The sequence below is a fragment of the Winogradskyella ludwigii genome (genome assembly GCF_013403985.1).
GTDB lineage: Bacteria > Bacteroidota > Bacteroidia > Flavobacteriales > Flavobacteriaceae > Winogradskyella > Winogradskyella ludwigii.
The window spans coordinates 1,182,624-1,196,326 of the sequence record NZ_JABFDF010000001.1; the positions used below are offsets into that span (position 1 = coordinate 1,182,624).

Below are 13,703 nucleotides of genomic sequence, written 5' to 3' on the forward strand. Positions count from 1 at the left end.
TAAGATTGATGATGTAAATATAGAGACACCTTTCTTTTTTCAAAATCTGAATATGACGAAACGGGTTAAAAAAGGGATGAATTGGTTGTATTGCCGTTAAATAAAAAAACCAATAACCATAATCTAAGCCCTTTTAATCTTCTTGTGCTACCTTTTCTACATCAAAAGGTTTCCCTAGATATACAAGTTTGAAATCTTTACCAATCTCGTTTGCATTAGTATTGAAAGAAGAAATAATATGCATTTCTCCATCGTCATCTTTCAAAAACAAAGGAATCATATCCTTATTTTTATTGGTGATTTCGATAAGGCTTGTGTAGTGTTCTTTATCTTCAATATCGATTTCTTGAATAGATGGATATTTTCGTGTCACATTAATTAACGAGCTATAGTCATCTTTTTGAGAAAACAAGCCTTCTTTAGGGTTGTCTTCAGGATTATTCATCTCTTCTGTAGTTACCAATCTAAAAGATCCATTTTCTCCAAACTGTTCACGGAATTTGTTAATAGCATATTTATTAATATCAGAACTTCCTGTCATTGCCATTAAATACCCAACATCATTTAATTCTATATTATCTACAAGTGAATCTGAATAAATATTAGTGTTCAGTGCTTCTAATCCCAATTCTTTGGCTTTTGCAATATTACTTTGATTACTATCTATAAGTACAACGTGTCTTCCGTTAGATTCTAAATAATGACCAAGTAATCGCGATACTTTTGAAGCTCCAACAATTAAAATACCATTAGATTGGGTGAGAAATACACCAACTAATCTCGCAAATAATCGTGCTGTTGTAGCATTAAGTAAAACCGTACCTAATACAATTACAAATACCAAAGGAGTAATATATTCTGCACCAACAACGCCTTTATTAGCCAATTTTAATCCAAAAAGTGAAGCAATACCAGCAGCAACAATACCACGTGGACCAACCCAACTTATAAATAGTTTTTCATTGAAGTTTAATTTAGAGCCGTGTGTACTTAAAAATACACCTATTGGTCTAATTAAAAATACAATGGATAAGAAAAGTACGGCTGTTTCCCAATTATAAATTAAGAGTAATTCGTCAAAGTTAATATTAGCAGCTAGAAGTATAAAAAGTATTGAAATAAGCAGCACACTTAAAGATTCTTTAAAGTATAAAATATCCTTTAAGTGTGGCGAATTGGAATTACCCAAAACCATTCCCATAACCACAACTGCCAATAAACCAGATTCATGAGCAAAACTATCAGACAAAACAAAAACACCTAAAACTGCTGCTAATGAAAACACATTCATTAAATAGTGTGGTACCCATTTTTTGTTCAGTATTAAGTTTAGTGCATGAGCAAAAGTGAACCCAAACGTAGAACCAAAAAGTACAATTTTACCAAACTCTACAAGCGCTGTTTTGGTAAATTCTCCACCAGCATCTACACTAATAAATTCAAAAACTAGTACTGCTACTAATGCACCAATTGGATCAATTAGAATGCCTTCCCACTTTAAAACCGTAGAGACATCCTTTTTTAAAGGTATGTTTCGTAAAATAGGTGTAATTACTGTTGGACCAGTAACAATGATTAATCCAGAGAATAAAAATGAGATTTCCCAAGTAAGACCAAAAATAAAATGTGCTGCAACTGCAGCTCCAAAAAATGTAACTATAGAGCCAATAGTTATTAATTTTGTAATTACTGGTCCTACATTTTTTATTTCATTTAGTTTTAAAGTTAAGCCACCTTCAAAAAGTATAATACTTATGGCAAGCGAGACAAAATAAAACAAACTTTCTCCAGGAAAAAGACCTTTATCACCATTCCAAATAGGTTCTATCCATTTGGTACCATCTTCGCTTAAAAACTCTGCTGCAATTGGGCCAACTAAAAGCCCAATTAAAATTAATGGCAAGATCGCTGGAATTTTAAATTTCCAAGCCATCCATTGTGCTAATATGCCTAATATAATGATTCCTGCTAACTCTAACATCTATATACTTTTTACGTGAAAATACTAAATATATCTAATTATAAAGTAAGGTAATTGCTTTTATAACTATAGGTTTTTTAAAAATACGTTATCTTTCAAAATTCACTAACAAATCAACTAAATCTATATTGTTTTTAAAACCATTCAAGACCATAGGAATTGGAGTTACTTTTTCACCCAATCTAAAAGCTAATGTTTATGAAGCTTCTAGGTTAGCATTAATGCTTAAATCGCGTTTGGTATTAATTCATGTTGGTGATAAATCTGCAGATAAAGAAGCCAAATTTAAGTCTATTTTAAAGCCATTTATAAATGATAATTTAGAGGTTCAAATTGTGTTTCAACCTGGTAATCCTGTCGATGTTATTTTAGCTACTTCAGAAGAAAAACAGATTGATTTACTGATTTTAGGAGCCTTACAACGTGAGAATTTCTTAAAATACTACGTTGGCTCAATTGCTAGAAAAATTACGAGACAAGTCAAATGTTCTATTTTACTGCTTATAAAACCTTCTATTGAAAGATTACCTTGTGAACATATTGTGGTTAATGGTCTAAAAGACCCAAAAACCAAACAAACTATTGCTTCAGCATTTTACGTGGCCAATGCAGTAAGTGCTAAAAAAGTGACAATTGTCGAAGAAATAACGCAAGATGAATTAGCAATTAAAGTTGAAGATGATAAATCTTTACGAAAAGCTAATATTATAAAAGAGCGTATAAAACTTAGAGAAAATGCTCGCGTAAAAGCCTTAATTGAAGATATACCAGAAGCACATACCAAACAAATAGCTGTAAAATCGCAACCCATTTTTGGTAAAAAAGGGTATTCTATAGGACACTATGCTCAAATTGCTCGTGCCGATTTATTAGTGATGAATTCACCTAGTAAAATGACCTTTTGGGATCGGCTTTTTCCTCATGACATAGAGCACATATTAACCGAATTACCAACAGATGTTTTAATTATTCAATGAGTCCAAAACCCAATAAAATAAAGTCTTTTCTAAAAACACTACCTCAGAATATTTTTTCTGGTTTTGTAGTGAGTCTTATTGCCTTGCCTTTAGGTTTAGGTTTGGCAATGGCTAGTGAGGCGCCACCAATAGCAGGTATAATTGCTGCTGTCGTTGGAGGTGTTGTTGTTTCCATTTTTGGAGGTAGTAATGTTACTATTTCTGGTCCAGGAAATGGATTAGTTGGTGTCCTTTTAGTCGCCATAACCACACTTGGTTTAGAAAGTGCGTATGCCGCCATTATATGTTCTGGAATACTTTTGGCTGTCTTAGGGTTTTTAAGAATGGGAAAACTTGCCGATTTTTTTCCATCGTCTGCAATACAAGGGATGCTCGCTGCCATAGGACTTATTATTCTTGGTAAGCAGTTTCATATTATGTTAGCGCATAAAATTAAACGCGCAGATACTATTGATTATCTTATTGAAATACCATTTACAATTAATGATGCCATTCATTATGATAAAACGGGCTTAATCTACGCAGCCATTGCAGGAGTGTTAAGTCTTGCTATAATGACGTTTTATCCTAAAATAAGAAATAAATATTTACAGTTAATACCTGCTCCAATGTGGATTGTTATCCTGTCTATTGGATTTAGCTATTATTTTGAACTTGTAGCACATGAAACCAATCCAATATCATCATTATATATGATTTCTGGAATTCCAGAATTTAAAGATATCATAGCCCAAATACCAACTGTGAATTTTGGAAAGGTTGGAACATTTCCTTTTTGGACTAGTGTTTTAGCGTTAACCTTAATTGCAAGTATAGAATCTTTATTAAGTATAAAGGCTGTAGATAAATTAGACCCAGAAAAAAGACGTTCTAATGTAAACCTCGATTTAAAAGCATTAGGATTAGCTACCATTGGTAGTGGGTTTTTAGGTGGTTTAAACGTGGTTACTGTTATTGCTAGAAGTTCTGTAAATGTTAATAATAACGCGAGTAATCGATCTTCAAACTTTTTTCATGCCACTTTTCTTGTCATTTTTATTGTGCTTTTTAGTACACAATTAACTCGAATTCCCTTACCTGCTTTAATGGCTATTTTGGTGTTTACAGGTTATAAACTGGCGTCTCCTGTTACTATAAAAAGAATATTTTCAATCGGTAAAGAACAAGTCATCATCTTTTTAGTAACCCTTTTTGTCACCTTAAAAGTTGGACTCATCACAGGTATTCTTTCTGGAGTTTTGGTTACTTTTTTAATTCATATTATCATCAATAAAAGTGCCTCTTTGTTTTTTAGAAATGTATTAAAACCTAATGTTTTAATGTACGAGGAACAAGACAATGGAAATTACTATGTGAGTGTAAAACATTTTTGTAGTTTTTTAAATTTCTATAGGTTGAAAGAAAAAATCGATGCTGTACCAGAAAATAGAGATGTTATTATTGATTTTTCGCTTTGTGAGTTTGTAGATCATACGGTTATGGAAAACCTAAATAACTATCGTGATTTATTTATAAAAAGAGACGGTCATTTTGATGTTATTGGTTTAGATCTTCACGATTCAGATTCCAAACATCCTTTTGCACTTAGACGCTTACTTCCGGTTCCTAAAATTCTTAAAAGCGGACTTACAAGACGTCAAAATACACTTGAAGATTTAGCTAACGATTATGGATTAACATACGATTCTAAAAACGAAAAAGAAACACATTTTTTAGATAAATTTCATTTCTTTAGAACAAAATCTATTGATCATATATATAATAAATTATCGACCAAAAACAGCATACTTTCAATTTTTGATATTGAATTTTCTGAAGGTGAATTTATAGCCAAAGAAACCATAAGAACTACCATGTTGTATATTAAATTAGATAAAAAAATAACGGCATTTACTTTAGATAGAGAAGGTTTTCTAGAAAAAGTATATGCGTTTGCTGGTTTTAAAGATATTCCTATTCAAGAACATTCAGATTTTAACAAACGTTTTTATTTATTAGGTGAAAATGAAACGGCCATAAAGGCTCTTTTTAATGATGACTTAATACATTTTTTTGAAAGTAATCCTTATTACCATGTGGAGTCTAATGGCACTTGCTTGTTAGTCTTTAATAAAGAACGTTTAGCAAGTACTAAAGAAGTTAAAGCGTTATTTGATTTTGGAAAGCGTTTAAAAGAAGTGATTTCTATTTAATAGCCTTTAATTAATGTAATTCTTCAGACTCTGTTTTATAGTATAATCGCTTTAAGCTTCGTTTTAAAAGTGTAAAACGATACACACCAATTATAAAAAAGATCACACAAAAAATCAAAGCGACAAGAGCTAAGTACTCAAAATTTGCAAACTCTTTTAATTGATAAAGCGCAATAGCACCTAATAATAAATAGAGTGAAGATCTTATGTAAGATAACAAAGTTCGTTCATTAGCCAAACGCGTGCGTTCTATCGCTAAATAATCTCTCAAAATCACTTTTTGATCGGGATTAAAATCGCGACCAAAGCTTAATAAATTCTTTTTTTTTGATTTCGCCATAGTCTCTAAAAATTTATGGATTTAGTAGTTATCCTAAATGTAATTGATTTTTTAGAATAGATATAAAAATACACGCTACTTATTTGTTAAATATCCTCTAATTTATTGTGGCTAACAACAATTAGTTTTAATGCTTTTAGTAATTTGCAAGACTTATAAATTTTTCACAGATGCAATTATATCCTATTAATGCCGGAAATTTTAAACTAGATGGTGGTGCTATGTTTGGTGTTGTACCAAAATCTTTATGGCAACGTACCAACCCTTCTGATAATAAAAACATGATTGACATCGCAGCACGATGTTTGTTAATTGAAGATGGAAACCGTCTTATCTTAATAGATACAGGAATGGGCAACAAGCAAAGTGATAAATTCTATGGTTATTATTTTCTATATGGAGACGATTCAATAGATAAGTCTTTAGCTTCTTATGGTTTTCATCGCGATGATATCACTGATGTCTTTATGACGCATCTCCATTTTGACCATTGTGGAGGAAGTATTCAATGGAATAAAGACAGAACAGGCTACGAACCCGCTTTTAAAAATGCTCATTTTTGGAGTAACCAAGATCATTGGAATTGGGCAACACAACCTAACAGACGTGAGGTCGCTTCTTTTTTGAAAGAGAATATTTTACCAATGGAAGAGAGTGGTCAATTAAAATTTACTTCAGTTCCTAATAATTCTATTATAACGGATTCTGAATTAGGATTTGATATCTTCTTTGCCAACGGACATACAGACAAACAAATGATTCCTATGATTAAATACAAAGGAAAAACCATCTGTTTTATGGCCGATTTATTACCAACTGTAGGTCATCTACCTCTACCTTTTGTAATGGGTTATGATACAAGACCTTTGCTAACACTTGATGAAAAAGAAGTGTTTTTAAACATGGCAGCAGATGAAAATTTCTATTTGTTTTTAGAACATGATGCTCATAACGAAATTATAACCGTTAAACACACTGAAAAAGGTGTGCGACTTAATGAAACTTTTACAACAGACTTAATATTTTAATTAAAAATCACAAATAAAAACACATGAGATTGAATTACAAATTAATAGCATATTTAGGTTTTACTGGAACACTTTTTTTTGGTTGTGGTGCAGCAGATATCATTTCTACTCCAATTGAAAACATAGATACTTCTCCTCTTAAAATAACAGAATTAACTGATGCTGAAGCCAAAAATTGGGGCCATTTAGATCTTGTTTCAGATACTATTCCTGGAATGAGTGTTGATAAGGCTTATGCTGAAATCATAAAAAACAAAAAAGGAACCAAAGTCATTGTAGCCGTTATAGATTCTGGAATTGATATTGATCACGAAGATTTAAATGATGTCATTTGGACGAATAAAGGAGAAATACCAAATAACGGAATTGACGATGATAAAAACGGTTATGTAGATGATATTCATGGTTGGAATTTTCTAGGTGATGGCTACGATGAACAATTAGAATATGTACGTTTAGTGGCAAGTGGAGACAAAACTGATCCGCGTTATAATGAAGCTGTAGCTTTACAAAAAGAAGAATATGACACTTATTTGGGTGCAAAAACCAGATATGAGCAAATTTTAAATGTTTTAAAAAATGCTGATGAGAAATTAACAGCACATTTAGGTAAAAAAGACTATACAATTAAAGAAGTTAATGCAATTACTACAGAAGACCAAACGTTATTACAAGCGGTTCAAATTGCACAAAATATAAATGCTAACGGTGGAACTTTTGCAGAAGCTAATACCGAAATTAGTGAGCAATTAGAAAGTTACAATGAACGTTTAAATTACCTCTTAAATATAAATTTTTCTGGTCGTAAAACAGGAGATAATATTAATGATTTAACTGATATAGGTTACGGAAACGGAAATGTAAAACCTGTGAAGAAAACAGAATCTCATGGTACACACGTTGCTGGTATTATAGCTGCAGAACGTAATAATGGTTTAGGTGCAAATGGTATCGCTAACAATGTAGAAATTATGTCTGTTAGAACAGTTCCTAACGGAGATGAGTACGATAAAGATGTTGCATTAGCCATTCGTTATGCTGTAGATAATGGAGCCAAAGTAATTAACGGAAGTTTTGGTAAATCATTCTCACCACATGCAGATTGGGTAAGAGATGCAATTAAATATGCTTCAGATAATGATGTTGTATTTGTACATGCTGCTGGTAACGATGGTAAAAATGTAGATGAAGGCACTAATTTCCCAGATGATAATGTTGGTTTTGTAGAAATATCAAATACATATATTAGAGTGGGTTCTTTAACCTCTAAATATGGTTCTAAAATGGTTTCTGGTTTCTCTAATTACGGAAAAAATAACGTGGATGTTTTTGCTCCAGGTTCTGCCATTTATTCTACATACCCAGAAAATGATTATGAAAGCATAAGTGGTACTTCTATGGCTTCTCCAGGTGTTGCTGGTGTTGCTGCATTAATACGTTCTCAATATCCTAAGCTAACTGCGGCACAAGTAAAACAAGTTATTTTAGATTCAGGTTTACCATTAACAACAAAAGTTGTGGTTGGTGGTGATGCTTCTAATGTTAAGCCTTTTACAGACTTATCTAAATCAGGTAGAATTGTAAATGCTTTTAATGCCTTAATAGTTGCTTCAAAATTAAAATAAACTCAACATTTATATGAAATATTTAATTATTGGTCTTTTTTCGGTTTTATGTATGACCTCTTGTGGTACATCTAAACAAGCGATTAAAGATGGAAACTATGCAAGCAATACCTCTAATAGTTACTGGCAACAGCATGTAGACTATTCTATGGAAATTGACATGGATGTTAATAGCTACCAATATCAAGGGAAACAAAAATTGGTTTATACCAATAACTCGCCAGATGTGCTTCATCGTGTGTATTACCATTTGTACTTTAATGCGTTCCAACCAGGAAGTGAAATGGATGTCCGTTCACGTACTATTCAAGATCCAGATCGTAGAGTTGGAGATCGTATTAGTAAACTTCAACCTAATGAGATTGGTTACATTAAAGTGAATTCGTTACAACAAAACGGAACCACTGTATCTCATAACGTATCTGGTACTGTTTTAGAAGTACAGTTAAATACCCCTATTCAACCAGGTGAAAAAGTAACTTTTGATATGCTTTTTAATGCTCAAGTTCCTGTTCAAATTCGTAGATCAGGAAGAAATAATAAAGAAGACGTTGCTTTATCTATGGCACAATGGTATCCTAAGTTAGCAGAATATGATGATGAAGGTTGGCATGCAGATCCTTATATTGGAAGAGAGTTTCATGGTGTATGGGGAGATTTTGATATAAAATTAACCATAGATGAAACTTATGTTATTGGTGGAACAGGTTATCTTAAAGGAGAACCAACTGTAAAGTCAGGAAAGAAAACACATCATTTTATCGCTCCTAATGTTCATGATTTTACTTGGGCAGCAGATCCAGATTTTATCCATGATACATTTCAAGTCCCAAATGGTCCACTTTTAAACTTTTATTACAAGAAAGATTTAGAACAGGAATATCTTGATAATTGGAAAAAATTACCTGCTGAAACTGCCGAGTTAATGAATTTCTATAGCGCAAACATTGGAAACTATCCTTACAAACAATACTCTGTAATACAAGGTGGAGATGGTGGTATGGAATATGCAATGTGTACTTTAATTACTGGAAAACGAAAATACGGAAGTTTAATTGGTGTTACTGCACATGAATTGGCACATACCTGGTTTCAATTTTTATTGGCTTCAAACGAATCTAAACACGAGTGGATGGATGAAGGTTTTACAAGTTACATTTCGGCATTAGCAATGAATTCTCTTCGTGATAACAAAAACTCTAACCCATTAGCAGGATCTTATAGAGGCTATTTAAGTTTGGCTAATTCTGGTGTTGAGCAACCTTTAACAACACACTCTGATCGTTATGCTTCAAATGGAGTTTATGGAGCTGCTGCATATAGCAAAGGAGCGGTATTTTTAGCACAATTAGGTTATGTTATTGGAGACGATAATTTAGATAAAACTATTAAAAAATATTACAAAGATTTTTCATTCAAGCATCCAAAACCTTTCGATATTATTAGAACTGCAGAACGTATTACGGATTTTGAATTGGATTGGTATTTTATAGATTTTGCACAAACCACAAATACTATTGATTATGGTGTAAAATCGGTACAAGGTAATTCTATCACCTTAGAGCGTATTGGATTAATGCCAATGCCTATAGACCTTTCTGTAACTTATACAGATGGTTCTACAGAAGACTTTTACATTCCATTACAAATGATGCGTGGAGAAAAACCAACCTCAGCAACTATTATTAATGATTGGGCTTGGGCAATGCCAACCTATTCATTTGATACTAAAAAAGAAGTTAAATCTGTTGAAATTGATTCGTCTCAGATGATGGCAGATAATCATCGTGATAATAACGTGTTTAATTTAAATTAAGACGTCACAGCATATTTTTTAAACTATAAAAGGTTACAGATATACTAGATATCTGTAACCTTTTTTTATACTAAGTTTTAAATATTTTTATTGAAAATGAGGAGGAAATTATTACCTAAGATCTACTCTTTTAACCGTATGTTTCCTTAACAATAAGAGCGGTAAAGACACTCCAATAGTTAAAGAAATTAGTATAAACAACATGGTAAAGCCATTAGAAAATATGTCTTCCATAAAAATCAATCGTTTAGAATCGTTTTTCTCTGAAAATGTAAAAGACATAATAGATAAAACCGTTTCATAAGCATAAAAACCGGGTATCATTGGGATTACTGCAGGTATAGAAAACACAACAGGAGGTTGATGAATGCCATGAGCTAACGGTAAACTTAAAACACCTACAAAAGAAGCTGCTATTAAACTTGCTAATACAATATTGACTTCAAAATGTAATAAAACAAACTTTATAAGACCTGCTCCAAAACCTAAAAAAAACACCGTTAATATGGCTTTTTTAGGAATGTTAAATAAAATACCAAATCCGACCGCTGCAATGCCTGCCCAAACAGATACTTCTAATAATTCTAATATGGTTGCTATCATTTTAATTGAAATATTAACATGGCTACAAAAAGTCCAAGTGCTATGGCTAAAACAGTCATGATACCATTAGAAAACCTAACCATACCATTCAATACATTTTTATCTAAAAGATCTGTAAAAGAATTAATTAAGGCAACACCAGGAACTAAAAATAAAATGGAAGTTGCTAAGGTAGCTTCAGGTTGTGTTCCTAGATTAAAATACACACCTAAAGAAGCTAATAAAGAGGCTGTTAACGAAGCCAAAAACACACTTATATAAGTATTAAACTCTCTTTTATGAGCGGTTTGAAGCATTAACAATCCAAAAAATGTGCTCACAAAAGCTAATGCCAAATTATAGTAATCTCCACCAAAAATTTTACAAAATCCAGCTCCCGAAAAACTGACAGCTAATAAAACAACCAGTCTAGAATAACGCTTTTGTGCTTTAATTGTTTCAATCTCTTGAGAAATTTTAGAAAGCGACCAATCTTCATCTAAAGCATTCCAACTGGCTTTACTAATCGCTGAAATAATTGTGAAATTTATTTTGTGAGAAGGCAAGTTTTTTACTTTGGTATAATTTTCTTTAGTTTCAGTATCAATAACGGTGAGTATCATCGTTTTTTGACTAATTAAACTATAAGATTCACAATGTAATACAGAAGCAAAACGATCAATATTTACATCTACTCTATTAGTATTTGCACCAGAAACCATTAATATGGATGCTATTTCTAATAATAAATCGGCTATCTGTTCTAACCTATTTTCCGTTTTCATTTCTATAAAATCTATTCAAATTTAAGATTATTATAAACTTATAAAGTGTGATTTTTATTAAATATTTTCTGGAATCACATAAATGCAATTCCTAATGTCCATTTTAGACGCCTAAGATTGAGGATTAGTGCATTCTTAGCGTTAACAATATTATAAAAATGCACGAAAAAATAATATAGACGCCATAAAACCGCATCTTATCACTACGGTTTTCTATTTTTGTTATATCGGATTTATACCAATGAACTTCAAATATTCAAAAAAAGATAAACTAAAAAGTAAAAAGCTCATAGAGCAACTTTTTACAGAAGGAAAAGCTGTGACAGCTTATCCTTTAAAATTGGTGTATCTTAAAACAGAATTTAAAGATGGTTCTCAACTAAAAACAGGCGTTTCTGTAAGTAAGCGATTGCATAAAACTGCCGTTTCTAGAAATAAGATTAAACGCCTCTTACGAGAAGCTTACCGGCTTAATAAACCATTATACTTTAACAATAGTTCAGAATCTTATACGTTTATGATTTTGTACCTTAGTAAAGATGGAACAACTTTTGATAAACTAGATCATAGGATGAAATTGTTGTTTAAAAAATTTTTAGATAAAAATGCTCCAATCGTAATCGCATCAGATTCTAATATTTCTGATATATAAAACGCGTTTATTTTAAGTTATTAGACATCAACACATGAAAAAACTTCTTCGTAAAAAAATAATATTTCCTGTTTTAGCAGTGCTTATATTTTTTGGTACATCAGCTTTTAAAAATGATTTTTTTGAAATAGCTAAGCAAATAGAAATATTTACCACGCTTTTTAAAGAAATCAACATGAATTATGTCGATGATACCAATCCTGGAGATCTCATGGACACTGCAATTAAAAGCATGTTGGAGGATTTAGATCCTTACACTCAGTTTTATAACGAACAAGACGTAGAAGCCTCTAGAATTAACAATGCAGGTGATTATACAGGTATTGGAGCTAAGGTGTTAACTTTAAAAGATAAATTAGTAATTGTTGAGCCGTATAAAAATTATGCTGCAGATAAAGCGGGTCTTAAAGCCGGAGATGAAATTATTAAAGTAGATAAAGTTACTGTTGCAGATTTTAAAGATGATGCTGCCAACTTATTACAAGGTGCGGCAGGTACAGAAGTTTTTGTAACCTATATGCGTCAAGGAAAAACCAATACTGTAAACATTATTAGAGAATCTTTAGATATTAAAGCCGTGCCACACTACGCTATGGTAGACGAAAAAACGGGATATGTTGTACTAAGAAAATTTAATAATAAAGCCTCTTCAGAAACTATTAGTGCAATTAAAGCCTTAAAAAATCAAGGAGCCACACAACTTATTTTAGACCTTAGAGGAAATCCGGGAGGTTTATTAAACGAAGCGGTTAACGTTACTAATATTTTTGTCCCTAAAGATCAGTTAGTCGTAACCACTAAATCGAAAGTTAAAAAGTATAACAAAACATACTACACACAACGCGAAGCTATAGATACAGAGATCCCTTTAGTGGTTTTAATTGATGGCAATAGTGCTTCTGCTAGTGAAATTGTTTCTGGTGCCTTACAAGACATGGATCGCGCAGTTGTGGTTGGTACACGAAGTTTTGGAAAAGGCTTAGTACAAAGACCAAAACCATTGACTTATGGTACACAAATGAAGATTACCATTTCCAGATATTATACACCTTCTGGTCGTTGTATACAAGCTTTAGATTACTGGAATCGTGATGAAAACGGAAAAGCAACACGAACACAACAAGAGAATTATAAAGCCTTTAAAACAAAAAATGGACGTAATGTGTTTGATGGTGGAGGTGTAGAGCCAGATGTAGAAGTTGAGTTTGCTAAACAAACACCAATTACCAAAGCAATTTCAAACGAAAATTTAGTGTTTAACTTTGCTACAAGCTATTATTATGATCATAAAGTTGACGATCTAAAAGGTTTTAAACTATCGGATTCAGACTTTAAAAAATTCAAAAATTATATAAAAACAAGCGGTTTTAATTTTGAAACTAAAACTGAAAAAGCCTTGTCTAATGCGCTTAAGGTTGCCAAAGAAGAACACCTTGAAACTGTTATTAATTCAGAATACAACGATCTAACAGAAGTCTTAAAAACATATAAGACTAATGCTATTGACGAAAATAAAACGCAATTAAAATCATTACTTACAGACGAAATTATTAAACGTTACTTTTACAGCGAAGGTTTGTATACCTATTACACTGCAAATAACGCAGAAATAAAAAAAGCACTTACTATTCTTAAAAATCCTGCGCAGTATGCCAGTATTTTGAGATAAACGTTAATTTATTTATATTTAGCGTTATAACCATTTTCTGTAAGTAAGAAAATAAT

At 31.9% G+C, this 13,703-nt stretch carries 11 protein-coding genes; 7 read left to right on the forward strand and 4 right to left on the reverse strand.

Going from position 1 to position 13,703, the window contains the following annotated elements; translation table 11 throughout:
* Positions 1-133: 133 nt before the first annotated feature.
* Positions 134-1,981, reverse strand: a complete 1,848-nt coding sequence (locus tag HM981_RS04965; protein WP_179337465.1) for a cation:proton antiporter — start codon at positions 1,979-1,981, stop codon at positions 134-136.
* Between the two features lie 128 nt (positions 1,982-2,109).
* Here HM981_RS04965 and HM981_RS04970 point away from each other — a divergent pair, with 128 nt between their 5' ends.
* Positions 2,110-2,958 (forward strand): universal stress protein, encoded by an 849-nt coding sequence (locus tag HM981_RS04970; RefSeq protein ID WP_179337466.1) that lies wholly within the window; start codon positions 2,110-2,112, stop codon positions 2,956-2,958.
* Positions 2,955-5,150 (forward strand): SulP family inorganic anion transporter, encoded by a 2,196-nt coding sequence (locus HM981_RS04975; protein ID WP_179337467.1) that lies wholly within the window; start codon positions 2,955-2,957, stop codon positions 5,148-5,150. Before HM981_RS04970 ends, HM981_RS04975 begins: the two co-directional genes overlap by 4 nt.
* A 10-nt stretch (positions 5,151-5,160) precedes the next feature.
* Here HM981_RS04975 and HM981_RS04980 read toward each other — a convergent pair whose 3' ends face one another.
* Positions 5,161-5,490, reverse strand: a complete 330-nt coding sequence (locus HM981_RS04980) for a DUF202 domain-containing protein (RefSeq protein ID WP_179337468.1) — start codon at positions 5,488-5,490, stop codon at positions 5,161-5,163.
* 170 nt (positions 5,491-5,660) lie between these two features.
* Here HM981_RS04980 and HM981_RS04985 point away from each other — a divergent pair, with 170 nt between their 5' ends.
* From HM981_RS04985 to HM981_RS04995, 3 genes are read left to right on the forward strand one after another with little or no spacing between them, the layout of a single operon-like run.
* On the forward strand, positions 5,661-6,518 hold the full coding sequence (locus HM981_RS04985) for an MBL fold metallo-hydrolase (protein WP_179337469.1): 858 nt from the start codon (positions 5,661-5,663) through the stop codon (positions 6,516-6,518).
* 23 nt (positions 6,519-6,541) lie between these two features.
* Positions 6,542-8,143, forward strand: coding sequence for a S8 family peptidase (locus HM981_RS04990; RefSeq protein WP_179337470.1), 1,602 nt, complete (start codon positions 6,542-6,544; stop codon positions 8,141-8,143).
* 13 nt (positions 8,144-8,156) lie between these two features.
* A complete protein-coding gene (locus HM981_RS04995) occupies positions 8,157-9,959 on the forward strand; it encodes a M1 family metallopeptidase (RefSeq protein WP_179337471.1) in 1,803 nt (600 codons plus the stop codon).
* Positions 9,960-10,070: 111 nt separating this feature from the next.
* Here the strand turns inward: HM981_RS04995 and HM981_RS05000 are convergent, their stop codons facing one another.
* Together HM981_RS05000 and HM981_RS05005 are read right to left on the reverse strand one after the other, a co-directional pair.
* Positions 10,071-10,562: a threonine/serine exporter family protein gene (locus HM981_RS05000; protein ID WP_179337472.1), complete on the reverse strand. Its 492-nt coding sequence runs from the start codon at positions 10,560-10,562 to the stop codon at positions 10,071-10,073.
* Positions 10,559-11,326: a threonine/serine exporter family protein gene (locus HM981_RS05005; RefSeq protein ID WP_179337473.1), complete on the reverse strand. Its 768-nt coding sequence runs from the start codon at positions 11,324-11,326 to the stop codon at positions 10,559-10,561. Before HM981_RS05005 ends, HM981_RS05000 begins: the two co-directional genes overlap by 4 nt.
* A 241-nt stretch (positions 11,327-11,567) precedes the next feature.
* Here HM981_RS05005 and rnpA point away from each other — a divergent pair, with 241 nt between their 5' ends.
* Both rnpA and HM981_RS05015 read left to right on the forward strand, forming a co-directional pair.
* Positions 11,568-11,978: a ribonuclease P protein component gene (gene rnpA / locus HM981_RS05010; protein WP_179337474.1), complete on the forward strand. Its 411-nt coding sequence runs from the start codon at positions 11,568-11,570 to the stop codon at positions 11,976-11,978.
* 34 nt (positions 11,979-12,012) lie between these two features.
* On the forward strand, positions 12,013-13,647 hold the full coding sequence (locus HM981_RS05015; protein WP_179337475.1) for a S41 family peptidase: 1,635 nt from the start codon (positions 12,013-12,015) through the stop codon (positions 13,645-13,647).
* Positions 13,648-13,703: the final 56 nt, after the last annotated feature.

What these genes read in the sequence shown, in the direction of transcription:
- HM981_RS04965 (WP_179337465.1), bottom strand. Translation starts at nt 1,981, where the DNA reads ATGTTAGAGTTAGCAGGAATCATTATATTAGGCATATTAGCACAATGG.
- HM981_RS04975 (WP_179337467.1), top strand. Translation starts at nt 2,955, where the DNA reads ATGAGTCCAAAACCCAATAAAATAAAGTCTTTTCTAAAAACACTACCT.
- HM981_RS04980 (WP_179337468.1), bottom strand. Translation starts at nt 5,490, where the DNA reads ATGGCGAAATCAAAAAAAAAGAATTTATTAAGCTTTGGTCGCGATTTT.
- HM981_RS04985 (WP_179337469.1), top strand. Translation starts at nt 5,661, where the DNA reads ATGCAATTATATCCTATTAATGCCGGAAATTTTAAACTAGATGGTGGT.
- HM981_RS04990 (WP_179337470.1), top strand. Translation starts at nt 6,542, where the DNA reads ATGAGATTGAATTACAAATTAATAGCATATTTAGGTTTTACTGGAACA.
- HM981_RS04995 (WP_179337471.1), top strand. Translation starts at nt 8,157, where the DNA reads ATGAAATATTTAATTATTGGTCTTTTTTCGGTTTTATGTATGACCTCT.
- HM981_RS05000 (WP_179337472.1), bottom strand. Translation starts at nt 10,562, where the DNA reads ATGATAGCAACCATATTAGAATTATTAGAAGTATCTGTTTGGGCAGGC.
- HM981_RS05005 (WP_179337473.1), bottom strand. Translation starts at nt 11,326, where the DNA reads ATGAAAACGGAAAATAGGTTAGAACAGATAGCCGATTTATTATTAGAA.
- rnpA (WP_179337474.1), top strand. Translation starts at nt 11,568, where the DNA reads ATGAACTTCAAATATTCAAAAAAAGATAAACTAAAAAGTAAAAAGCTC.
- HM981_RS05015 (WP_179337475.1), top strand. Translation starts at nt 12,013, where the DNA reads ATGAAAAAACTTCTTCGTAAAAAAATAATATTTCCTGTTTTAGCAGTG.